Here is a 24,068-nt window from a genome sequence, read left to right as displayed (position 1 = left end):
GGACTCATGCGCATGGGTACTCTCGCCGGCAAAACTCTGTTCATTACCGGCGCATCGCGCGGCATCGGTCTGGCCATAGCGCTGCGCGCGGCGCGGGACGGCGCGAATATCGTGATCGCGGCCAAGAGTTCGGTAGCCAATCCGAAGCTGCCCGGAACCATCCATAGTGCGGCGGCGGCGGTCGAGGAAGCCGGCGGCCGCGCCTTGGCGCTGAAGGTGGATATTCGCGAAGAGGAGCAGGTGTGCGCCGCCGCGTCACAGGCGGCCGAGCATTTCGGCGGCATCGATATCGTGGTCAACAACGCTAGCGCGATCTGGCTGGCTGGCACCGCTGAGACGCCGATGAAGCGCTTCGATCTGATGCAGCAGGTCAATGCACGCGGCACCTTTCTGGTCACCCAAAGCTGCTTGCCATACCTGAAGCAGGCCGCCAATCCGCACGTGCTGATGCTGTCACCGCCGCTCAATCTCGATCCGAAGTGGTTTGCTCAGCACACCGCCTATACGATCGCCAAATACGGCATGAGCCTGTGCGTGCTGGGCATGAGCGCGGAGTTCGCATCGCTTGGCATTGCGGTCAACGCGCTGTGGCCTCGCACGGTGGTGGCGACGGCGGCGATTGGCATGATCGATGGCGTCAAACCCGAACAGTGCCGTACGCCCGATATCGTCGCCGACGCGGCACACGCGATCCTCACCCGGCCATCGCGCGAATACACCGGCCACTTCGCGATCGACGACGAGGTGCTGCGCAACGAGGGCGTCACCGATTTCGATCACTACGCGGTGAAGCCGGGGACCGCGCTGTTGCCGGATTTTTTCCTGGACTGATTTTGACTGACTGATCGAATCAACGATCGATCGGCATTACCGATGTGGCCTCGTTCGCAGCGAGGTCGGAGCCCACCATGCAAGTACCGAATGATCCCATTCCCTCCGATCACCTGCAGCAAGACGGCGGGCTTTCGGATCACGCTGCGCAAGCAAGCGTGCATGTATCCGATGCCACCACGGCGTCGCTGCTTGATCTGGGCAAGCGCTATTGGCTGCCGGTGTACAAGCCGCGCGATGTTCTGCTCGATCATGGCAAGGGTTCGCGCGTGTGGGACAGCGAGGGGCGCGATTACATCGACTTCGGTGCCGGCATCGCGGTGAATGCGCTGGGTCACCAGGATCCCGACCTGCTCGATGCGCTCACCACCCAGGCGCGAAAGCTCTGGCACAGCAGCAACGTGTTCTACAGCGAGCCGCCGCTGCATCTGGCCGAGGAGCTGGTGCGAGCGTCAGGTTTTGCAGAGCGGGTGTTTTTATGCAACTCCGGCGCCGAGGCCAACGAGGCGGCGATCAAGCTTGTCCGCAAGTGGGCCACGGCGCAGGGTCGGCCACCGGAGCGGCGGGTCATTCTTACTTTCCAGGGGTCGTTCCACGGCCGCACATTGGCGACGGTCACAGCGACCGCGCAGCCAAAATATCAGGAGGGCTACGAGCCGCTGCCCGGCGGCTTTCGCTATCTACCGTTCAATGATGCTGCCGCGCTGGAGGTCGCGTTTGACGCAGGCGATATCGCGGCGGTGATGCTGGAGCCGGTGCAGGGCGAAGGCGGCGTGCTGCCGGCGGCGCCGGGCTTTTTGAAGCGCGTGCGCGAGCTGTGCGACAAGCACGATGCGCTGCTGGTGCTCGACGAAATTCAATGCGGCATGGGCCGCACCGGTACGCTGTTCGCACACGTGCAGGACGGCGTGCTGCCGGATATCGTGACGCTCGCCAAGGCGCTCGGCTGTGGTTTCCCGATCGGCGCCATGCTGGCGGGCGCCAAGGTCGCGCAGATCATGCAGTACGGCGCGCACGGCACCACCTTCGGCGGCAACCCGATGGCGGCGGCCGTGGCGCGCGTGGCCTTGCGCAAGCTGTCCTCACCGCCAGTGCTTGAGAACGTGCACCGACAGGCCGCCGCGCTGCGCGCGGGGTTGAAGGCGATCAACGATGAATTGGCGCTGTTCGCCGAAGTGCGCGGACGCGGCCTGATGATCGGCGCCGTGCTGGCCGATGCCTACAGGGGCAGGGCAGGCGATATTCTGGATCACGCGGCGGCGCACGGTTTGCTCGTGCTGCAGGCCGGGCCCGACGTGCTGCGCTTTGTGCCGCCGCTGATCATTTCCGATGCCGATCTGGCCGAAGGGCTCAAGCGTCTGGATGCCGCTCTGCGCGATTTCGTATCCCACTAACAACCACTCGTCTGGAGACGTCGATGAAATATCTTCACAGCATGGTGCGCGTGCGCGACCTCGATGCGAACCTGCGCTTTTACTGCGAGGGTCTGGGTCTGAAAGAGGTTCGCCGCAAGGACGTTCCCGAGGGCAAGTTCACCCTGGTCTTTCTCGCGGCGCCCGATAGTCCGGAAGCCGAGATCGAGCTGACTCATAACTGGGGTTCCGAAGAAGACTACGGTTCCGCGCGCAACTTCGGTCATCTCGCCTTCCAGGTCGACGACATCTACGCGACCTGCGAGCGCCTGCAGAGCATGGGTTACACGATCAACCGTCCCCCGCGCGATGGACATATGGCATTCGTCCGCTCGCCGGAGCTGGTTTCAGTCGAGCTGCTGCAGGATGGCAAACTGGCTCCGCAGGAGCCGTGGGCGTCGATGGCGAACACGGGCGTCTGGTGACTTCTTTTCGATGACAGACATCCGCGCGCGGCACGAGTTGGATCGTGCCGCGGGCTCAGACATCAGCCGCGTGCGTCCCGCATGGAGGCGCGCGCGGCGTCCAGCGTATCGGCAATGTCCTGTTCGCTGTGCGCGATGGAGATGAACCCCGCTTCAAACGCTGACGGCGCCAGATACACGCCGCGTTTCAGCATGCCGTGGAAGAAGCGGTTGAACATGGCGCTGTCGGCTGATGTGGCCTGCGCATAGCTGGTCACTTTCTCCGCGCTGAAAAACAGACCGAACATGCCGCCGACGGCATTGGTGCTGAAGGGAATGCCTTCCTCATCCGCGACGCGCTGAAGTCCGTCGGTGAGTAGCTTCGTCTTTGTCGAGAGCGCGTCATGAAAGCCGGGCGTCTGGACCTGTTCGAGCACCGCCAGTCCCGCAGCCATCGCAACCGGGTTTCCGCTCAGTGTGCCGGCCTGGTAGATCGGGCCGGAGGGCGCGATCTGCTCCATCAGGTCGCGCCGACCACCGTACGCGCCAACCGGCATGCCGCCGCCGATGATCTTGCCGAAGCAGGTGAGGTCGGGCGTTACGCCGTAATGCGCCTGCGCGCCACCGAGCGCGACGCGAAAGCCGGTCATCACTTCATCAAAGATCAGCAGCACGCCGTGCTGCGTACACAGCTCGCGCAGTGCCGCCAAATAGCCGTCCAAAGGCAGAATGCAGTTCATGTTGCCGGCGACCGGCTCGATAATCAGTCCGGCGATGTCGTCGCCACACTCGGCGAACAGTGCCTTGGCCGCCTCGATATCGTTGTACGGCAAGGTCAACGTGAGATCGGCATTCGCTTTCGGTACGCCAGGCGAGGTCGGTACGCCGAACGTCAACGCACCCGAACCAGCCTTCACCAGAAAGCTGTCGCCGTGGCCGTGATAGCAGCCTTCGAACTTCACGATCTTGCTGCGACCGGTGGCACCACGCGCCAACCGTATCGCGGACATTGTCGCCTCTGTGCCGGAGTTGACCATGCGCACCATCTCGATCGACGGGATGAGCCGCGTGATCGTCTCGGCCATGGTCACTTCGGCCGGGCACGGCGTACCGAAGGACAAGCCGTTTTTCACCGCGCGCTCCACCGCGTCGCGCACGGCAGGATGGTTGTGGCCGAGGATCATCGGGCCCCACGAACCGATGTAGTCGATATAGCGCTTGCCCTCGACGTCCCAGAGATAAGCGCCCTCGGCGCGCGCCGTGAAAAACGGCTCGCCGCCGACTGACTTGAAGGCGCGCACCGGCGAGTTGACGCCGCCGGGCATCAGGCCCTGTGCCCGCTGAAAGAGTTCTTGGTTGGTTGTCATGCAGGCGTTCCGTGATCGCGATCGATGGAATAAAGGTCAGTGAAGCGTTGCGCGGCGGCGCGGATGTCGGCGGCACCGAAGATGGCCGACACCGCTGCAAGGAAATCCGCCCCGGCATCGACTAGCAGCCTGCCATTGTCCGGCGTGATGCCGCCAATCGCCACCCGCGGTATGCCTAACGCGGCCGTTTGTCTCAGCAGTTCAATAGGTGCGTGCCCTGCCAGTGGCTTGGTCGGCGATTTGAAAAACGCACCGAACGATACATAGCTGGCTCCGGCCGCTACTGCCGCGCTTGCACGTTCCGCCGAAGTCAGGCACGACACGCCAATGATGGCGTCGGCACCAAGTTCATGCCGCACGAAGCCTGGGTCGGCATCGTCGGGCCCCAGATGGATGCCATCGGCAGCAACCTCTTTGGCCAGCGTGACGTCGGCATCGATGATCAGCAGTGCGTCGTGCCGATGGCACAGCTGCTTCAAAGCAGCGGCTTCGGCGCGGCGCCGAAGGTCATCGGCAGTATCGTCGTGGTATTGCACGACGCGTGCGCCGCCCGCCAACGCCTGCGTGACCACGTCAAGCAAATCAGGCCGCGGCCCGTCAGTCACGGTGTACAGGCCGCGACCGCGCAACAATGCTATCGATTTCAAATCCGCTCCTTTAGTGTCGGCATGCTCGTTTTCACTTATCCGGCGATACATTGTCACGCGCGCTTTCGTAATGTCGGACGAGTTGCGAGAATGCACCATTCCCCTGTGAACAAAGAAGCCAGACCCATGAGCCAGAGTTCTTCCGAAGCAGCAACCCGCAAATGGATGTGCGTTGTATGTGGCTACATATACGACGAAAGCATCGGTGTGCCTGACGAAGGGATTCCTGCCGGTACGCGGTGGGAAGACGTGCCCGACACCTGGACCTGCCCGGATTGCGGCACGACCAAGGATGATTTCGAGATGATCGAAATCGACTGATGGCCTTCGCGCCCGAGAATCGCCCTAATTAGCCACGCTGCCGGCACGATCATCTGCTGTGATGTGTCTCGCGCACTGCCGCGCCAGACATTCCCGAGGTGGCGAACCATGCAGCAATTCATTCCCTTCGAAGACGACTGGGACGCACTGGCGAATCTGCGACCTGAAGATCTCGTGCCTTATCGCGTGGGTATGCTCAAAAATGTTCGGGTCGAGGCAGCCATGGTTTTTCCGGCGCCCCGCCAAAACCCCCCTGCGAGCATGTGGCGGCGGGGGCGTCTGCAAGCAGTGATTGTGCCTGTGCCTGTGCCTGTGCCTGTGCCTGTGCGTGCAGCAAGCGATAGCAAGCGATAGCAAGCGATAGCAAGCGATAGCAAGCGATAGCAAGCGATAGCAAGCGATAGCAAGCGATAGCAAGCGATAGCAAGCGATAGCAAGCGATAGCAAGCGATAGTTAGTAAAGGGCCAAGCGGGTTCCTGCTGAAGCGCGGTTGGATGAGGCTTCACAGCGCTGGAGCGACTTGTTTTTGTAAAAATATGCACACGCACTCTTCACAGATTCGTCCGTCGGCGCTATAGTTCGCTCCCTTCCGACGAAACGACTTCGTCAAAGGGTTGCGGCTCTCGAGCGACAATGAAAATTTTTCAACGTCGCTGTTGACGGCCACAAAAAACGATATAGAATGGGCGGCTCACCTAGGACGAAACGTCTTAGACGCAACACGAGGAATCGGTTGCAAGTGGTTGATCTTTGACAGTGTGCGCAGGTGAATTGTGTGGACGTCTTGCGATGGAGGGTTACGACCTGTCCAACAAATGCAAGCGTCCAATGAAAGAAAAAGTCAGTAATGAGTTTTGATTTTGTTGGGACTAACGCTTCAGAAAGATAGATTGTCTTCGGACAGTCGAAAACTTAAGTGAAGAGTTTGATCCTGGCTCAGATTGAACGCTGGCGGCATGCCTAACACATGCAAGTCGAACGGCAGCACAGCAGAGCTTGCTCTGTGGGTGGCGAGTGGCGGACGGGTGAGTAATGCATCGGGATCTACCTCAACGTGGGGGATAACGTAGGGAAACTTACGCTAATACCGCATACGTCCTACGGGAGAAAGCAGGGGACCTTCGGGCCTTGCGCGGTGAGACGAACCGATGTTCGATTAGCTAGTTGGTGAGGTAATGGCTCACCAAGGCGACGATCGATAGCTGGTCTGAGAGGATGATCAGCCACACTGGAACTGAGACACGGTCCAGACTCCTACGGGAGGCAGCAGTGGGGAATATTGGACAATGGGCGCAAGCCTGATCCAGCAATGCCGCGTGTGTGAAGAAGGCCTTCGGGTTGTAAAGCACTTTTATCAGGAACGAAATACCACGGGTTAATACCCTATGGGGCTGACGGTACCTGAGGAATAAGCACCGGCTAACTTCGTGCCAGCAGCCGCGGTAATACGAAGGGTGCAAGCGTTAATCGGAATTACTGGGCGTAAAGGGTGCGTAGGCGGTTAGTTAAGTCTGTCGTGAAATCCCCGGGCTCAACCTGGGAATGGCGATGGATACTGGCTGGCTAGAGTGTGTCAGAGGATGGTGGAATTTCCGGTGTAGCGGTGAAATGCGTAGAGATCGGAAGGAACATCAGTGGCGAAGGCGGCCATCTGGGACAACACTGACGCTGAAGCACGAAAGCGTGGGGAGCAAACAGGATTAGATACCCTGGTAGTCCACGCCCTAAACGATGCGAACTGGATGTTGGTCTCAACTCGGAGATCAGTGTCGAAGCTAACGCGTTAAGTTCGCCGCCTGGGGAGTACGGTCGCAAGACTGAAACTCAAAGGAATTGACGGGGGCCCGCACAAGCGGTGGAGTATGTGGTTTAATTCGATGCAACGCGAAGAACCTTACCTGGCCTTGACATGTCTGGAATCCTGCAGAGATGCGGGAGTGCCTTCGGGAATCAGAACACAGGTGCTGCATGGCTGTCGTCAGCTCGTGTCGTGAGATGTTGGGTTAAGTCCCGCAACGAGCGCAACCCTTGTCCTTAGTTGCCAGCACGTAATGGTGGGAACTCTAAGGAGACTGCCGGTGACAAACCGGAGGAAGGTGGGGATGACGTCAAGTCATCATGGCCCTTACGGCCAGGGCTACACACGTACTACAATGGTCGGTACAGAGGGTTGCGATACCGCGAGGTGGAGCCAATCCCAGAAAGCCGATCCCAGTCCGGATCGAAGTCTGCAACTCGACTTCGTGAAGTCGGAATCGCTAGTAATCGCGGATCAGCTATGCCGCGGTGAATACGTTCCCGGGCCTTGTACACACCGCCCGTCACACCATGGGAGTGAGTTGCTCCAGAAGCCGTTAGTCTAACCGCAAGGGGGACGACGACCACGGAGTGGTTCATGACTGGGGTGAAGTCGTAACAAGGTAGCCGTATCGGAAGGTGCGGCTGGATCACCTCCTTTCAAGAAATGACGGTCGCGAGCTCTCTCGCGCAAGACGTCCACACAAGGCACCTGTATTTTACGTAGTCGTTTCACGCGAAATCCGTTTCGCGAAGAGCGAAGATCAAGACCGTCCATCCATGGCCGGACTCTTCATCAACAGCCGCTTCGAACGTGGTCTTGGGTAACCTGATGCAGGTTACTTGGTCTGGGTTCTGGGTTCAGTCTCACCGGGTCTGTAGCTCAGGTGGTTAGAGCGCACCCCTGATAAGGGTGAGGCCGGTGGTTCGAGTCCACCCAGACCCACCATATTCCAAGGATTCCTTGGGGCCTTAGCTCAGCTGGGAGAGCACCTGCTTTGCAAGCAGGGGGTCATCGGTTCGATCCCGATAGGCTCCACCATGGAATGACCAGTTCGTAAAATATAAGCACACCTCAAGATTTTGAAGTCATCCGGCGTTGAGGCCGGTGTGACGTTCTTTGAAAAACTGTAAACGAGTGACAAGCGTCTTGGTTCGAAACCGAACCGAGATAAGTGTTAAGGCAACGAAACGAAGTAACTTGGCTGCACCTGATGAGGGTGCATGCCCCGAGGCGACTTGGGGTTATATGGTCAAGCGACTAAGCGTATACGGTGGATGCCTTGGCAGTCAGAGGCGATGAAGGACGTGGCAGCCTGCGAAAAGTGTCGGGGAGCTGGCAACAAGCTTTGATCCGGCAATGTCCGAATGGGGAAACCCACTGCGCAAGCAGTACTGCATGGTGAATACATAGCCATGCAGGGCGAACCCGGGGAACTGAAATATCTAAGTACCCGGAGGAAAAGAAATCAACCGAGATTCCCTGAGTAGCGACGAGCGAACGGGGACTAGCCCAAAAGCACATTATGTTTTAGTCAAACGGTTTGGAAAAGCCGGCCATAGATGGTGATAGCCCAGTCGACGAAAAGACATTTTGTGTGAAATTGAGTAAGGCGGGGCACGTGAAACCTTGTCTGAACATGGGGGGACCATCCTCCAAGGCTAAATACTACTGACTGACCGATAGCGAACTAGTACCGTGAGGGAAAGGCGAAAAGAACCCCGGAGAGGGGAGTGAAATAGACCCTGAAACCGTATACGTACAAGCAGTGGAAGCCCGCAAGGGTGACTGCGTACCTTTTGTATAATGGGTCAGCGACTTACTGTCTGTGGCAAGCTTAACCGTATAGGGGAGGCGAAGAGAAATCGAGTCTGAATAGGGCGCATAGTCTCAGGCAGTAGACCCGAAACCGAGTGATCTATCCTTGGCCAGGTTGAAGGTGCGGTAACACGCACTGGAGGACCGAACCCACATCTGTTGCAATAGATGGGGATGAGCTGAGGATAGGAGTGAAAGGCTAAACAAACTCGGAGATAGCTGGTTCTCCTCGAAAGCTATTTAGGTAGCGCCTCGTGCGAATACTGTTGGGGGTAGAGCACTGTTATGGCTAGGGGGTCATCGCGACTTACCAAACCATGGCAAACTCCGAATACCAACACGTACTACACGGGAGACACACGGCGGGTGCTAACGTCCGTCGTGAAAAGGGAAACAACCCAGACCCGCAGCTAAGGTCCCAAAGTCATGGCTAAGTGGAAAACGATGTGGAAAGGCATAGACAGCCAGGAGGTTGGCTTAGAAGCAGCCATCCTTTAAAGAAAGCGTAATAGCTCACTGGTCGAGTCGGTCTGCGCGGAAGATTTAACGGGGCTAAGCCATGCACCGAAGCTCGGGGTGTGCACATTTATGTGTACGCGGTAGAGGAGCGTTCTGTAAGCCTGTGAAGGTGGATTGTAAAGTCTGCTGGAGGTATCAGAAGTGCGAATGCTGACATGAGTAACGATAATGGGGGTGAAAAGCCCCCACGCCGAAAGCCCAAGGTTTCCTCGCGCAACGTTCATCGGCGCAGGGTGAGTCGGCCCCTAAGGCGAGGCAGAAATGCGTAGTCGATGGGAAGCAGGTTAATATTCCTGCACTTTTCTCTAGTGCGATGTGGGGACGGAGAAGGTTAGGTCTACCGGGCGTTGGTTGTCCCGGGGAAAGGCGGTAGGCATGGGTCTTAGGCAAATCCGGGACCCTTTATGCCGAGCACCGAGACGAGCCCTATTGGGCGAAGTGACTGACACCACGCTTCCAGGAAAAGCCACTAAGCTTCAGCTAGAGAAGAACCGTACCGCAAACCGACACTGGTAGGCAGGGTGAGAATCCCAAGGCGCTTGAGAGAACTCGGGTGAAGGAACTAGGCAAAATGGCACCGTAACTTCGGGAGAAGGTGCGCCCTTTAGCGTGGTCACATGCGTGACTGAGCGTTGAAGGGTCGCAGTAACCTGGCCGCTGCGACTGTTTATCAAAAACACAGCACTCTGCAAACACGAAAGTGGACGTATAGGGTGTGACGCCTGCCCGGTGCTGGAAGGTTAATTGATGGGGTCAGCCGCAAGGCGAAGCTCTTGATCGAAGCCCCAGTAAACGGCGGCCGTAACTATAACGGTCCTAAGGTAGCGAAATTCCTTGTCGGGTAAGTTCCGACCTGCACGAATGGCGTAACGACAGCGGCGCTGTCTCCACCCGAGACTCAGTGAAATTGAATTCGCTGTGAAGATGCAGCGTTCCCGCGGCAAGACGGAAAGACCCCGTGAACCTTTACTATAGCTTTACACTGAACGTTGAGTTCTTCTGTGTAGGATAGGTGGGAGGCTTTGAAGCGCAGACGCCAGTTTGCGTGGAGCCAACCTTGAAATACCACCCTGAAGTGCTTGACGTTCTAACCTAGGCCCGTAATCCGGGTCAGGGACCGTGTATGGTGGGTAGTTTGACTGGGGCGGTCTCCTCCCAAAGAGTAACGGAGGAGCACGAAGGTACGCTCAGCGCGGTCGGACATCGCGCACTGTGTGCAATGGCATAAGCGTGCTTGACTGCGAGATCGACGGATCAAGCAGGTACGAAAGTAGGTCATAGTGATCCGGTGGTTCTGTATGGAAGGGCCATCGCTCAACGGATAAAAGGTACTCCGGGGATAACAGGCTGATACCGCCCAAGAGTTCATATCGACGGCGGTGTTTGGCACCTCGATGTCGGCTCATCACATCCTGGGGCTGTAGCCGGTCCCAAGGGTATGGCTGTTCGCCATTTAAAGTGGTACGCGAGCTGGGTTCAGAACGTCGTGAGACAGTTCGGTCCCTATCTGTCGTGGGCGTTGGAGATTTGAGGGGGGCTGCTCCTAGTACGAGAGGACCGGAGTGGACGTTCCGCTGGTGTTCGGGTTGTCATGCCAATGGCATTGCCCGGTAGCTATGAACGGAAGTGATAACCGCTGAAAGCATCTAAGCGGGAAGCACGCCCCAAGATGAGATCTCCCGAGAGCTTGACTCTCCTTAAGGCACCATCAAGACTAGGTGGTTGATAGGTCAGGTGTGGAAGTGCAGCAATGCATGGAGCTAACTGATACTAATGAGCCGTGAGGCTTGGCCATATAACCCCAAGACGCTTCAGTTTGTTCCTTGAAGCTTGTCTCGTCCGATTTCACCTCGACGCTTGTCACTCGTTTACACCTCTATTTGACGCGAGTCCTTTTCGCGAAGAGCAAAGCCCGCCATCCTTGGCGGACTCTTCAAAAGGGCTCGAACCAGATTGAAGCCGGCGCGTCATGCGCTGCTTCAACCCCTTCCCTGGCGGCCATAGCGGCGTGGTACCACCTGATCCCATCCCGAACTCAGAAGTGAAACGCGCATGCGCCGATGGTAGTGTGGCTTTGCCATGCAAGAGTAGGTCACCGCCAGGGGCCTTATACCTCAGAACCCTCACCGGAATCGGTGGGGGTTTTGTTTTATGGCGGTGTGGACGTGCGGCTGCGCGCGCAGCGCGCGGGCTGCAACAGGTCACCGCCAGGGGCCTTATACCTCAGAACCCTCACCGGAATCGGTGGGGGTTTTGTTTTATGGCGCTGGCCCGGCGCATGCGCGCCGCAACCGAACGGCCGAGCGGAACAGGCACTGGCTTTATGCTGAAAGACTGCTGCGGAGACGTCGTAGATCTTTCTTGGCTGCCTCTCTACGGTGCCGCCCAATGCGCGCACCGGGACAGCCTACGAGGCTTTATAAACCTCCCAGTCTCGATCAACTGATTGGATTGTGTTTTTACTAACCTGGTAAAACGAATCGGCTGCCTGTCTGCGCCACGCTGTCGGCAAGCTCCTGCAAACTCTCTTTTGCGGCGATGAAGTTCGCTGTAATCTAATTTTCGGCGATGTCTACTATTTATCGGTTAACCGTCGCCGACTCGTTCGTACTTCACCGGTTCAGACGTGGACTTGCCTCTGCAACTGCATACACCCACTGAGCGCCTTCACGCTGCGAACGATATGAAGCGCTAGCCAGCGTGGCGCGTCAAAGGACGTTATGCCTCACCGTTTCTCGCCGGCATGACATCGTTCACCGCAGCAGTCATCATATCGGCACCTCTAGATGACGCTTCCGCTAACGATGGATCCAAGACTCAATCGCCGCCAGGAGGAACTGATTGCGCTCGTTCAGCGCGAGGGTTTCGTAGCGGTTGAACAGGCGGCGTCCCACTTCGATGTGACGCAACAAACGATTCGTCGGGATTTGGCAACACTTTGCGATGCTGGGCTGCTGCGGCGCTATCACGGTGGGGTAAGTCTTCCGTCGAGTGTGGAAAATTTGGCTTACACCGCTCGCAAGGGGCTTCTGCAGGCGGAAAAGCAGCGCATCGCCAGTCTTGTTGCGGAGCATATTCCTGATGATGCTTCGCTATTCATCAATCTTGGAACCACCAACGAAGACGTCGCCCGCGCATTGATGACGCACAAAGGTTTGCGAGTCATCACCAACAATCTCAATGTGGCGATCATGTTGAGCAACAACCCGTCGTTCGAGGTGATCGTGGCCGGTGGCGTGGTGCGGGGGAGGGACCACGGCGTGACAGGTGAAGCGACGATTGAGCTGATCCGGCAATTCAAGGTGGACTTCGGCATCGTGGGCATTTCAGGGATCGATCTGGACGGTACGCTTCTCGATTTCGATTTCCAGGAAGTGCGTGTTGCGCAGGCCATCATCGAGCATTCCAGGCAGGTGTATCTAGCCGCGGACCACAGCAAGATTGGTCGGAACGCTCTGGTTCGCCTCGGGCCCATTGCTCGGATCAATGCCTGGTTTACCGATCGACCTCCCCCGGATGCGCTGACGGCCGTGCTCGAACAATCCGAGACACAGCTGCACATCGCAAGCTGATAGCAGCTCTGATTCCCATTTAACAGGCCCGTTTTCATCACAGCCGGATAGCGAGGCACGTCGGTGCTTCGCTGCAGCGCAGCGTGCGTGATCGAAAATGTTCGAATATGATCGTTTGTGACGAATAACAAAGAGTTAGTTTTCCCTTTTATTCGAAAAAGTAACCCTATTTTCGTTTTTCGTAACGGCATGCCTCATCCGGCTCTCGCGCCGAGATGTAATGCTCGTGCATTCGTCGCCTGGTTTTGAGGTCTTGGAGTGCCATATGGTGGAGCGGGTCGATGTACTGGTGGTCGGTGGCGGCATCAATGGCGTCGGTATCGCGCGTGATGCGGTTGGTCGAGGGTTATCGGTGCTTCTTTGCGAGCGCGATGACCTCGCCTCGCACACTTCCAGCGCAAGCACCAAACTGATTCACGGCGGGCTGCGCTACCTGGAACAGTTCGAGTTTGCGCTGGTCGGCAAAGCGCTGGCGGAGCGCGAAGTGCTGCTCAAGGCGGCGCCGCACATCATTTGGCCGCTGCGCTTTGTGTTGCCGCACCAACCGCACCTGCGTCCTGCGTGGATGATTAGGATCGGTCTATTCCTCTACGACCATCTGGGGCGCGGACGACGGACGCTACCAGGCTCGCGCCGCATTCGTTTCAGCAAGCATGTGGTCGGCGGCCCGTTGCGCGATGAATTTCACGTCGGCTTCGTCTACTCCGATGCCTGGGTGCAGGACGCAAGGCTGGTTGTGCTCAACGCGATGGACGCTGCGCATCGTGGCGCGGAAATCCTTACCCGCACCCGCTGCGTCAGCGCAAAGCGCGATGGCGAGGACTGGATCGTCGAGCTTGAATCCGGCCACGGCAGCCGCCGCATCGTTCGCGCACGCGCCCTCGTCAATGCGGCAGGTCCTTGGGCAGCGAGCTTTCTCGACGATATCGCCAAGGTCAAACACGACCATGCGCTGCGCCTGATCAAGGGCAGTCACATTGTCGTTCCCAAGCTGTTCGATCATCGCTATGCCTATATTTTTCAACAGCCCGATCGCCGCATCGTCTTTGCCATTCCCTACGAACGCGATTTCACGCTGATCGGCACTACCGATATCGAGTACAAGACCGATCCAGCGCATCCCGCCATCGACAAGGAGGAAACGGCCTATCTCTGCGAGGCGACCAATCGTTATTTCAAACGCAACCTGACGCCGGCCGATGTCGTGTGGAGTTACAGCGGCGTGCGCCCGCTGCTGGAAGACAAGAGCGGTAACGCCTCCGAAGTGACGCGCGACTATCACATTGAACTGGACAGCAGCAGCGGCCCGCCGCTGTTGAACGTGTTTGGCGGCAAGCTCACCACATACCGCAAGCTTGCCGAAGAAGCGCTCGATCTGCTCGGCGAGGCGTTGGGCAACGCAGAGCCGGCCTGGACCGCTACTGCCCGTCCACTGCCTGGCGGCGGTGAATCCGATATCGATGCGCTGCTTGACGACCTGCGTGCGAGTCGCCCGTGGTTGCCCGAAACCATGGCCTGGCGGCTGGTGCACAACTACGGCACGCGCGCACGCGATTTGCTCGGCGATGCCAGCGGACTGGACGCACTCGGCGAACATTTCGGAGCCGACCTTTACCAGACCGAAGTCGATTACCTCGTGCGGCACGAATGGGCCACTCAGGCCGAGGACATTCTCTGGCGACGCAGCAAGCTCGGTTTGCGCGTCGGCCCTGACGACGTGGCGAGACTGACCGCCTATCTCGCCAGGATTTCCGCTCGATAAATTCGCGTGCTTGTCGAGCCAATGTAGGCTGCGCGCGCTGCGCGTCAGCAACCATGCGGCATAAAAATCAAAAGGTGAAGCGAGATGCGCAAACTCACAGGTGAATTGATTTCCGAAGCGATAGCCATGTTCATCGTTATCGCCTTCGGCGACTCGGTGGCGGCGATGTACACGCTCTACGATCCCAGCCCTTACCAAAACGCCTACTGGGGCGTGTGCATATCCTGGGGTATGGCAGTAACGCTGGCCATTTATGCCACGGGCTCGGTCTCCGGCACGCACGCGAATCCCGCGGTGACGCTGACGCTCGCCATATTCCGCGATTTCGAGTGGAAGAAAGTCGTGCCGTATTGGCTGGCGCAGGTGGTCGGCGGCTTTGCCGGCGCCGCCATCGTGTACGTGCTGTTCGGACCGGTGATTGATCATTTCAACGCTACCCAGCATCTGACTCGCGAAGCCGGCGGTGCTGCCGGCGTGTTCTTCACCCATCCGGGATTGGCGATCACGCCGATGCATGCGTTGCTTGATCAGATCATTCTCACCGCCCTGCTGCTGTTCGGCATCTTCGCGATCACCGAGCAGTACAACGAGATGGCGCCGATGGCCAATTCCGGTGCTGTAATGATCGGCTTGCTGGTCGCCATCATCGGCTCATGCATGGGCTACCTCGAGGCATGGGCGCTGAATCCCGCGCGCGACTTCGGGCCGCGCCTTTTCGCCTATCTGGCCGGATGGAATACCGCGGCCTTCCCGTCCCCCGGAAACTACTGGTGGGTACCCATCGTCGGGCCGCTGATTGGTGGCGTAATCGGAGGCGGCGCTTATCAGTGCCTGATCCGTCCGTTCCTTCCGGCGCGCGTGCGCGCTGCAGAAGAAGAACGTGCAGCGATGGCTGCGTCGGGAGGCGCACTGCACAAGTAATGCTTTCGCGATCAACTGCAGCCATCGCGCCCAATCGTGGCGACTAGGCCCGCTAGCGCTCTTCATCATTTCGACCATGTGAGGCGAATTCCATGAGCAAGCAATACATCCTGGCCATTGACCAGGGCACGACCAGCTCGCGTTCGATGCTTTTCGATCACGACGGCCAGGTCGTCGGCACCGCACAGCGTGAGTTCACCCAGATCTTTCCGCAGCCGGGCTGGGTCGAGCACAACCCACGCGAAATCCTCACCAGCGTGCTGGTGACCTTGACCGAGGTGATCAACAACGCCCAGGTCAGTGCCGAATCCATCGTCGGCATCGGTATTACCAACCAGCGCGAAACGGCTGTCGTGTGGGACAAGGCGACGGGTCAGCCGATCTACAACGCGATCGTGTGGCAATCGAGGCAGACGCGCGAAGTCTGCGATCAGCTTCAGGCCGATGGCTACGAAGACATGGTCCGGTCAAAAACTGGTTTGCTGATCGATGCCTATTTTTCAGGCACCAAGGTGAAGTGGATCCTCGACAAGGTCGAGGGGGCGCGCGAAAAAGCCGAGAAGGGCGAGCTGCTGTTCGGCACCATCGACACCTGGCTGATCTGGAATCTCACCGGCGGCAAGGCGCACGTCACCGATTACACCAACGCGTCACGCACGCTGATGTTCAACATCCACACGAAGGACTGGGATGACGAGCTGCTGAAGATGCTCGACGTGCCGCGCGCGATGTTGCCCGAGGTGCGCTCATCCAGCGAGGTTTACGGCACGACGCTGCCGCAGTATCTGCTGGGTCGAGAAGTGCCGATTGCCGGCGTCGCCGGTGATCAGCAGGCCGCGCTGTTCGGGCAGGCATGCTTCGAGCCTGGTCTGGCCAAGAATACCTACGGCACCGGCTGCTTCATGCTGATGAACACCGGCGAGAAAGCGGTGGCGTCCAAGAATGGTTTGCTCACCACCATCGCGTGGGGAATCGATGGAAAAGTGGAGTACGCGCTGGAAGGCAGCGTCTTCGTCGCCGGCTCGGTGGTGCAGTGGCTGCGCGACGGTTTGCGCATGCTCGGCAAGGCCAGCGATTCGCAGTCCTACGCCGAGCGGGCCAAGGACAACGACGGCGTGTATTTCGTCCCTGCATTCGTTGGGATGGGGGCGCCTTACTGGCGCAGCGATGTGCGCGGCGCCGTGTTCGGCCTGTCGCGCGGTACGACCAAGGAGCAGTTCATTCGCGCGGCACTTGAGTCGATGGCCTATCAGACGCGTGACGTGCTGGCCGCGATGGAAACCGACTCGGGCATTCCGCTGAAGGAGCTGCGCGCCGACGGCGGTGCGATATCCAACGATTTCATGGCGCAGTTCCAGGCCGATATTCTCAACATCCCGGTGCTGCGTCCGGAAGTCCAGGAAACCACGGCGCAGGGCGCGGCGTATCTCGCAGGTCTCGCCACCAGTTTCTGGTCCAGCCGCGAAGAGATTGCCAAAATCTGGAAAGTGGACCGGCGCTTCGAGCCGGCCATGCAGGAAGATCACCGCGAAAAACTCTATGCCGGCTGGAAGCAGGCGGTTGAGGCGACGATGGGCTTCAAAGTCAAAGCGTAAGGCGAATGGAGGCGCGTTACTTTTAAAAATCATACGCTGGAAAAAGAATGGGCGTCGTAGTGATACGCCGCCCATTTTTTTATTGACCATGTGTCCACATGGAAAGGTCAGCTGAACGCGTAACCGAACTGATCGGCAAACTCGGCCGCGAATTCCTCGTAGGTGAAGCGCTGATTCTGCGTGCCGGGATGTTCCACCTTCAGGGCACCCATCAGCGAAGCCATGCGGCCGATGGTGGGCCAGTCCAGGCCACGCATGATGCCGAAGATCAATCCGGCGCGATACGCGTCGCCGCAGCCGGTCGGATCGACGATCTTGCGCTCGCGCGCCGGTGGAATCTGGTGCGTTTCGCCGTCGACGTGGATCACCGAGCCGCGTGGTCCGTGGGTCACGATGTAGGCCGTGACGTGCGATGCTATCTCCGCAGCGCTCCAGCCGGTGCGCGTTTGCAGCAGCTGCGATTCGTAATCATTGACGATCACGTAGGTGGCCTTTTCGATCATCGCGCGGAACTCGTCGCCGTTGAATAGCGGCATCGCCTGGCCTGGATCGAAGATGAAAGGCACGCCGCGCGCCGCGAATTCGTCCACGTGCTGCAGCATCGCCTCGCGACCATCGGGAGCCACGATGCCGAAATCGATATCGTCGATGTCTCGGACGTGATTTTCCTGCGCGCTGGACATCGCGCCAGGATGGAACGCGGTGATCTGGTTGTTGTCCAGATCGGTGGTGATGAAGCACTGCGGCGTGAACTGATCGTCGAACACGCGTACGCCCGCCAGATTGATGCCATGCTGCTGCATGTGCTCGCGGTAGGGCGCAAAGTCCTGACCCACCGCCGCCACCGGCAGCGGATCGCCGCCGAGCAGCTTAAGGTTGTAGGCGATATTGCCGGCACAGCCGCCGAACTCTCGACGCATGCGCGGGACCAGAAACGACACATTCAGAATGTGCACCTGGTCGGGCAGGATGTGGTTCTTGAACTGGTCCTGGAACACCATGATGGTGTCGTAGGCCAGCGATCCGCAGATAACGGCAGACATGATGTGCGGGTGCCCCTCAGATGGGTCGAACGCTTGGAAACGACGCCGCAGCGGCGGACGACGGGAACCGGGCCATCCGGCGCCGGCCAAAGTTCGAATCGTACTGCCATACGCCGCTGATGGCGACACTTAGCGAGTGACGAAAACTCACTTTCAGGCACAGGAATCGCGCTTATCGCCGTGTTGTACAAGGATTTCTTAACGTTAATGTTCTTGCGCATGGGGGGCGCGCTGACTAGACTGGCGAGCTTACTTTTTAGCCAAGCCGACCCACGGCGGACCCATGTTCAAGAAGTTTCGCGGGATCTTTTCCAACGACATCTCCATCGATCTCGGCACGGCCAATACGCTCATTTATGTGCGCGGTCAGGGCATCGTTTTGAACGAACCTTCGGTGGTGGCGATTCGTCAGGACCGCGGCCCGGGCGGTCCCCGCACCATTGCCGCGGTGGGTACGGAGGCCAAGCGCATGCTCGGTCGCACGCCAGGCAACATCGCCACCGTGCGTCCGATGAAGGACGGCGTCATCGCCGACTTCACCATGACCGAGGCAATGCTGCAGCACTTCATCAAGCAGGTGCACAAGTCGCGATTGTTGCGCCCCAGCCCGCGCGTGCTGGTGTGCGTGCCCTGCGGCTCGACCCAGGTAGAGCGCCGCGCGATCAAGGAATCGGCCGAAGGCGCTGGTGCGCGCGACGTGTTCCTGATCGAGGAGCCAATGGCCGCCGCGATCGGTGCCGGCATCCCTGTGCACGAGGCGCGCGGCGCCATGGTGCTCGATATCGGCGGCGGTACCTCTGAAGTGGCGGTGATATCGCTCAACGGCATCGTCTACTCGCAGTCGGTGCGCGTCGGTGGCGACCGCTTCGACGAGGCCATCATCAACTACGTGCGTCGCAACCACGGCACGCTGATCGGCGAATCCACCGCCGAGCGGATCAAGATGGAAATCGGCTGCGCCTTTCCGCAGGCCGACGTCAAGGAAATCCAAATTTCCGGCCGCAACCTCGCCGAGGGCGTGCCGCGGATGTTCACCATCAACTCCAACGAGATCCTCGAAGCGTTGCACGAGCCGCTCGCTGGCATCGTGGCGGCGGTGAAATCGGCGCTGGAGCAGACGCCGCCCGAGCTTTGCTCCGACGTGGCCGAGCGCGGCATCGTGCTGACCGGTGGCGGGGCCCTGTTGCGCGATCTGGACCGCCTGATTTCCGAAGAGACCGGCCTGCACGTGCAGGTGGCGGATGACCCGCTGACCTGCGTGGCGCGCGGTGGCGGCAAGGCGCTGGAGCTGATCGATCAGCACGGCAGCGATTTCTTCGCACCCGAATAATACGCGGTAGTCAGGGGCGGCCATGGCGCGCGCGCGCGACGAATCCTCGCCTCTGTTCGCCGGCAATGCGGCCGGCACGCTGCGCCTGATTTTCTATCTTGCGCTGACCATGGTGCTGATGGTGCTCGACCATCGCAACAGCTGGCTGTGGCGGCTCCGGTACACGGCCTCCACGGTGATCGAGCCGATATATCGGCTGGCCGGCCTGCCGGCGGTAGGTGTTCGTACCGCCAGCGTGGCCTTTGCCGACCGCGAGCGGCTCACCGAACAGAACCAGCGCCTGCGCGAAGACCTTCTGCTGGCCAATGCCAAGCTCAACCGCATGAGCGCGGTGGCGGTGCAGAACGAGCGTCTGAAGCAGCTGCTCGATACCCAGCACAGCCTCGAACTCAACGTGCAGCTGGCGCACGTGATCGGCGTCGACATGGGCGCGTATCGTTATCAGCTCACCTTGAACGTGGGCTCGCGCGACGGCGTCAAGGCCGGTCAGCCGGTCATCGATGCACACGGCGTCATGGGCCAGATCAAGGAAGTGTTGCCGACCACCTCGGTCGTCATGCTGATCACCGATCCATCGCACGCGATTCCGGTCACGATCGAGCGCTCCGGCCTGCGCACGGTGGCTTACGGTTCGACCGATGGCGGCCAGCTGACGCTGCCGAATATCCCGCTGGCGGCCGACGTGCGTGCCGGCGATCACTTGTTGACCTCTGGTCTCGGTGGGCGTTTCCCGCCTGGTTTCCCGGTTGGCGAGGTGCGTTCGGTGGCACCGTCCCCCACCGGCATGTTTCAGATGGCGCAAGCGGACCCCGCGGCGGATATCGACCGCAGCGAGGACGTGCTGCTGCTGCACGATCAGGCCGAACCGGACGGCCCGCCGGCGCCCGCTACGCCGATGGGGCCGCCCGCGAATCTAGCGCCACCCGTGCAGACGGCGCCCGTGTCGGCAGCGTCCAGCCAGTCGGGTGCCTTCGTCAAAAAGCCGGCGATGCCCGCGCCAGCCGATAGCAGCAGCGGAGCGCCACCGTGAGCCGGCAGCAGCGGCTGAGCCGCTGGTGGTTTATCGGCACGCTCGCGCTCGCGCTGCTGCTGATGCTGGTGCCGCTGCCGAGCGTGCTGGAGCCGTTCAAGCCGTATTGGCCCGCGCTGATTCTTCTGTACTGGTGCCTGGAGTCGGAGGACCGCGTGACGCTGGGCATGGCCTTTGCGCTCGGCCTGACCGCCGATCTGCTCAACGGCGTCGTGCTGGGCGAGCAGGCCATGCGCCTTTGTGCGCTGGTATTCATCGCGCTGCGCTTCCGTTCGCGCCTGCGTTTTTTTCCGATGTGGCAGCAGACCCTGGCCGTGCTGGCGCTGCTGTTGAACGACCGCATCCTGCTGCTGGTGGTACGCGTGCTGTCCGGCGCCTCGCTGCCGCCGGCGAGCTGGTGGATTTCGCCGTTCGTCGGCGCGCTGCTGTGGCCGTTCCTGTTCCTGCTGCTGGACGATCTGCGCGCACGCCTGCGGATCCAGTGAGATGCGCTGCGATCCGTCCGCCAACGTGATGCTGCATCGATGAAGCTCAGGCGATCATTCAAGGATACCCGCGGCGAAAGCGCGCTGTTCCGGCGTCGCGCGGTGGCGGGCTTTGTGCTGATCCTGCTGAGCTTCGGCCTGCTGGTGGCGCGCTTCCATTTTCTGCAGGTCACCCATCACGACGAGTTCGTGACGCGCTCGACCAACAACAGCGTCAAGCCGCGCGCGATTCCGCCCGCGCGCGGGCTGATTTACGACCGCAACGGCGTGCTGCTCGCCGACAACGTGCCGGCGTTCCGGCTCGAGGTGATTCCGGAAAAAGTGCCGGACATGCAGGCGATGCTGACCGAACTGGGTACGGTGGTGCCGCTGGGCAAGGACGATGTCGACGCCTTCAAGAAGCAGCTTTCGCAGAGCCGGCGCTTCGACAGCGTGCCGCTGAAGCTGCATCTGACCGAGGACGAGATCGACCGTTTCGCCGTCAACCGGTGGCGCTTTCCCAGCGTCGCCGTGGTGCCGTATCTCACGCGCCACTATCCGCTCGGTCCGCTGTTTGCCCACGTGGTCGGCTACGTCAGCCGCATCGACGCCAATGATCTGGATCGGCTCGATCCCGACGACTACAAGGGCACCAGCCACGTCGGGCGCACGGGTCTGGAGCGCTATTACGAAGACGTGCTGCACGGCAAGCCGGGCTACGAGCTGGTCGAGGTGAACGCCGATGGGCAGACCCAGCGTGTGCTGAAGACCATCCCGCCCACCCCCGGCGAGAATCTGTATCTAAGCATCGACGTGCGCATGCAGAAGGCCGCCATGGCGGCGTTCGATGGGCGACCCGGCGCGGCCGTGGCAATTGATCCGCGCAACGGCCAGGTGCTGGCGATGGTCAGCGTGCCCAGCTTCGATCCCAACCTGTTCGTCAACGGCATTGGGCAGGCCGACTACGCCGCGCTGACCACCAATGCCGAGAAGCCGCTGCTTGATCGGGCGCTCAAAGGCGCTTACCCGCCGGGCTCCACGGTCAAGCCATTCCTGGCGCTGGGCGGCCTCGAGTACGGTGTGCGCCGGCCGCAGGACACTGTGCTGTCGACGGGTGAGTTCTGTCTGCCGGGGCAAAAGCGCTGCTATCGCGATGACGAGCGTGGCGGCAATGGCACGGTCAACATGGTGCGCGCGATCGAGCTGTCGACCAACACGTATTTCTACAAACTTGCCCTGGATCTCGGCATCGACCGGCTGAGCAAGTGGATGAGCGGCTTCAGCTTTGGCAGCAAGACCGGCATCGATCTGATCGGTGAAAGCGAGGGCGTGCTGCCTTCGCGCGAATGGAAGGCCAAACACAGCAAACAGGGCTGGTTTCCCGGTGAGACGGTGATCGCCGGCATTGGTCAGGGCTACTGGGAGGTAACGCCGCTGCAGCTTGGTCATGCGGTGGCCACCCTGGCGGGACACGGCACGCCGTATCTGCCGCGACTGGTCATGGCCACGCGCGCCAGCGGTGACGCACGACCGCAGATGTTGCCCAATCCGCCCAGCGGTCCTTCGCTGATCCAGAAATCATCGGACTGGAGCGTGATCAACGAGGGCATGCGCGCGGTGATTACCGGCGGTACCGGCAAAGGTATCAACGATGGATTCCCGTTCCCGATCGCGGGCAAAAGCGGTACCGCCGAGCGCTTCTCGCGCACGTCGGATGCTTACGACACCAACAAGAGCAACGCCCACCTGGCCGCGCGCCACCGTGCCTGGTTCGAGGCCTATACGCCGGCCGACAGTCCGAAAATTGCCGCTGCCGCTTTGCTGGAAGCTGGTGCGTGGGGCGCCAAGGATGCCGGCCCGATCGTGCGCAAGATTTTCGATAGCTGGGCGGCGACGCAGGTCAATCCGACACCGTCCGACACGCCGCTGCCGTACGAATCACTGCCTGCACCAACCGGCAGCGCGGCAGTGGAAGATCTGCCTGTGGAGGACCGATCCGTGGAAGCGCCACCGGTAGAAAGCTCCAGCAGCGGAGACGGCCCATGATCGACACGATGACGATACGCCTGCAGCGATTTCTTCGCCGCATTCTCACCCGGCCGCGTATCGATCTGCCGCTGGCAGCCGCGCTGTTTCTTCTGGCGGGCGTGGGCCTGGTCACGCTGTACAGCGCCAGCGACAGCAGCATGGCGATGGTCGGCGGGCAGGCGGCGCGCTTCGTGCTCGGCGCTGCGCTGCTGCTGCTGATTTCGCGCATACCGCCGTCGATGCTGCGCAACTGGACGCCTTGGCTGTACCTGGCCAGCACCGCGTTTCTGGTGGTGGTGGCGGTGCTGGGCGAAGGCCGCGGTGCCAACCGCTGGCTCAACCTGGGCGTGATGCGCTTTCAGCCGTCCGAACTGCTGAAGCTGACCATGCCGATGATGGTCGCCTGGTATCTGCATCCGCGCCAGCTGCCGCCGAGCTGGAAAGACAGCGCGGTGGTCGGCCTGCTGATAGCGATTCCCGTGGCGCTGATCGCCAAGCAGCCGGATCTGGGTACCGCGCTGCTGGTGGCGGCCGCCGGCGCGTTCGCGCTGTTTTTGTCGGGCATGGCGTGGTGGCGCATCGGCCTGATCGTGGCGGCCGTCGGCGGCATGATTCCGGTGGCCTGGCATTTTCTGCACCAGTACCAGCGCGATCGCGTGCTGACCCTGCTCAATCCCGAATCCGATCCGCTGGGCAACGGCTGGCACATCATCCAGTCGCAGATCGCGGTGGGCTCCGGCGGCATGTTCGGCAAGGGCTTCCAGCAGAGCACGCAGTCGCGGCTGGACTTTCTGCCCGAGCACACCACGGACTTCATCTTTGCGGTGTTTTCCGAAGAGTTCGGCCTGGTCGGCGTGATCGCGCTGATCGTGCTTTACGCCTTCATCATCGGCCGCTGCCTGTGGATCGCCATGGAAGCGCGCGACACCTATTCGCGCCTGCTGGCCGGCGCGCTGGGCATGAGCTTTTTCGTCTATGTCTTCGTCAACGGCGGCATGGTGGCGGGCATGCTGCCGGTGGTCGGTGTGCCGATGCCGATGATCAGCTACGGCGGCACCTCGGCCGTGTCGCTGCTGGTGGGCTTTGGCGTGCTGATGTCGATCCATGCCAACCGCAAGATGCATGAGTGAACGCCGGCTTGGCGAAAGCATGCAGCGCGGCGAGCCCGCCGCGCACGCGTGTTAGGCTCTCGACGATGCTGCTTC

General features: G+C 60.3%; 16 protein-coding genes, 2 tRNA genes and 3 rRNA genes. 18 read left to right on the top strand and 3 right to left on the bottom strand.

From position 1 onward, the window contains the following. The first annotated feature begins 12 nt into the window (after positions 1 to 12). From ACDK93_RS16665 to ACDK93_RS16655, 3 genes are all read left to right on the top strand, one after another. Positions 13 to 831, top strand: coding sequence for an SDR family oxidoreductase (locus tag ACDK93_RS16665; RefSeq protein WP_458070100.1), 819 nt, complete (start codon positions 13 to 15; stop codon positions 829 to 831). Positions 832 to 908: 77 nt separating this feature from the next. Next, a complete protein-coding gene (locus ACDK93_RS16660) occupies positions 909 to 2,225 on the top strand; it encodes an acetylornithine transaminase (protein ID WP_458070099.1) in 1,317 nt (438 codons plus the stop codon). Positions 2,226 to 2,248: 23 nt separating this feature from the next. Continuing rightward, positions 2,249 to 2,668, top strand: a complete 420-nt coding sequence (locus ACDK93_RS16655) for a lactoylglutathione lyase (RefSeq protein WP_458070098.1) — start codon at positions 2,249 to 2,251, stop codon at positions 2,666 to 2,668. Between the two features lie 62 nt (positions 2,669 to 2,730). Here the strand turns inward: ACDK93_RS16655 and hemL are convergent, their stop codons facing one another. Continuing rightward, on the bottom strand, positions 2,731 to 4,014 hold the full coding sequence (gene hemL, locus ACDK93_RS16650; protein WP_458070096.1) for a glutamate-1-semialdehyde 2,1-aminomutase: 1,284 nt from the start codon (positions 4,012 to 4,014) through the stop codon (positions 2,731 to 2,733). Further along, positions 4,011 to 4,661, bottom strand: coding sequence for a thiamine phosphate synthase (thiE, locus tag ACDK93_RS16645; RefSeq protein WP_458070094.1), 651 nt, complete (start codon positions 4,659 to 4,661; stop codon positions 4,011 to 4,013). The genes hemL and thiE overlap by 4 nt, the downstream gene beginning before the upstream one ends. 126 nt (positions 4,662 to 4,787) lie before the next feature. Between thiE and ACDK93_RS16640 the strand changes: the two genes are divergently transcribed. The 10 genes from ACDK93_RS16640 (at position 4,788) to glpK (ending at position 16,968) form a co-directional block, all read left to right on the top strand. After that, positions 4,788 to 4,982 (top strand): rubredoxin, encoded by a 195-nt coding sequence (locus ACDK93_RS16640; protein ID WP_458070092.1) that lies wholly within the window; start codon positions 4,788 to 4,790, stop codon positions 4,980 to 4,982. Between the two features lie 914 nt (positions 4,983 to 5,896). Next, a 16S ribosomal RNA gene (locus ACDK93_RS16635) occupies positions 5,897 to 7,441 on the top strand. 211 nt (positions 7,442 to 7,652) lie between these two features. Then, positions 7,653 to 7,729, top strand: a tRNA-Ile gene (locus tag ACDK93_RS16630). Positions 7,730 to 7,746: 17 nt separating this feature from the next. Continuing rightward, positions 7,747 to 7,822, top strand: a tRNA-Ala gene (locus tag ACDK93_RS16625). Positions 7,823 to 8,031: 209 nt separating this feature from the next. Then, positions 8,032 to 10,913: ribosomal RNA gene (locus ACDK93_RS16620) — 23S ribosomal RNA — on the top strand. 195 nt (positions 10,914 to 11,108) lie between these two features. Then, positions 11,109 to 11,222, top strand: a 5S ribosomal RNA gene (gene rrf / locus ACDK93_RS16615). Together the 16S, 23S and 5S rRNA genes with 2 tRNA genes alongside form the textbook arrangement of a ribosomal RNA operon. 682 nt (positions 11,223 to 11,904) lie before the next feature. Continuing rightward, entirely contained in the window at positions 11,905 to 12,690 is a 786-nt protein-coding gene (locus ACDK93_RS16610) for a DeoR/GlpR family DNA-binding transcription regulator (RefSeq protein ID WP_458070091.1), read from the top strand. A gap of 265 nt (positions 12,691 to 12,955) precedes the next feature. After that, positions 12,956 to 14,452: a glycerol-3-phosphate dehydrogenase gene (glpD, locus tag ACDK93_RS16605; protein ID WP_458070090.1), complete on the top strand. Its 1,497-nt coding sequence runs from the start codon at positions 12,956 to 12,958 to the stop codon at positions 14,450 to 14,452. 84 nt (positions 14,453 to 14,536) lie between these two features. After that, the gene (locus ACDK93_RS16600) at positions 14,537 to 15,373 is read left to right on the top strand and encodes an MIP/aquaporin family protein (RefSeq protein WP_458070088.1); all 837 of its coding nucleotides are present in this window, start codon (positions 14,537 to 14,539) and stop codon (positions 15,371 to 15,373) included. 92 nt (positions 15,374 to 15,465) lie between these two features. Beyond that, positions 15,466 to 16,968: a glycerol kinase GlpK gene (gene glpK / locus ACDK93_RS16595; RefSeq protein WP_458070086.1), complete on the top strand. Its 1,503-nt coding sequence runs from the start codon at positions 15,466 to 15,468 to the stop codon at positions 16,966 to 16,968. 107 nt (positions 16,969 to 17,075) lie between these two features. Here the strand turns inward: glpK and ACDK93_RS16590 are convergent, their stop codons facing one another. After that, a complete protein-coding gene (locus ACDK93_RS16590) occupies positions 17,076 to 18,011 on the bottom strand; it encodes a carbohydrate kinase family protein (RefSeq protein WP_458070085.1) in 936 nt (311 codons plus the stop codon). Positions 18,012 to 18,294: 283 nt separating this feature from the next. On the opposite strand from ACDK93_RS16590, the gene ACDK93_RS16585 reads away from it, so the two are divergent. Genes ACDK93_RS16585 through rodA form a run of 5 tightly spaced genes read left to right on the top strand, consistent with a single transcriptional unit; the run spans position 18,295 to position 23,993 of the window. Beyond that, a complete protein-coding gene (locus tag ACDK93_RS16585; RefSeq protein WP_184605095.1) occupies positions 18,295 to 19,341 on the top strand; it encodes a rod shape-determining protein in 1,047 nt (348 codons plus the stop codon). A gap of 22 nt (positions 19,342 to 19,363) precedes the next feature. Then, positions 19,364 to 20,371, top strand: coding sequence for a rod shape-determining protein MreC (gene mreC / locus ACDK93_RS16580; RefSeq protein WP_458070083.1), 1,008 nt, complete (start codon positions 19,364 to 19,366; stop codon positions 20,369 to 20,371). After that, positions 20,368 to 20,856 (top strand): rod shape-determining protein MreD, encoded by a 489-nt coding sequence (gene mreD / locus ACDK93_RS16575; RefSeq protein ID WP_458070081.1) that lies wholly within the window; start codon positions 20,368 to 20,370, stop codon positions 20,854 to 20,856. The genes mreC and mreD overlap by 4 nt, the downstream gene beginning before the upstream one ends. 39 nt (positions 20,857 to 20,895) lie before the next feature. Beyond that, on the top strand, positions 20,896 to 22,881 hold the full coding sequence (gene mrdA / locus ACDK93_RS16570) for a penicillin-binding protein 2 (protein WP_458070080.1): 1,986 nt from the start codon (positions 20,896 to 20,898) through the stop codon (positions 22,879 to 22,881). Further along, entirely contained in the window at positions 22,878 to 23,993 is a 1,116-nt protein-coding gene (gene rodA, locus ACDK93_RS16565) for a rod shape-determining protein RodA (RefSeq protein WP_458070079.1), read from the top strand. The genes mrdA and rodA overlap by 4 nt, the downstream gene beginning before the upstream one ends. The last annotated feature ends 75 nt before the right edge of the window (positions 23,994 to 24,068 follow it).

It is taken from the genome of Rhodanobacter sp. BL-MT-08 (genome assembly GCF_054161255.1).
Note: the sequence above shows the minus strand (reverse complement) of the source record. Positions and strands in the feature narration are given on the sequence as shown.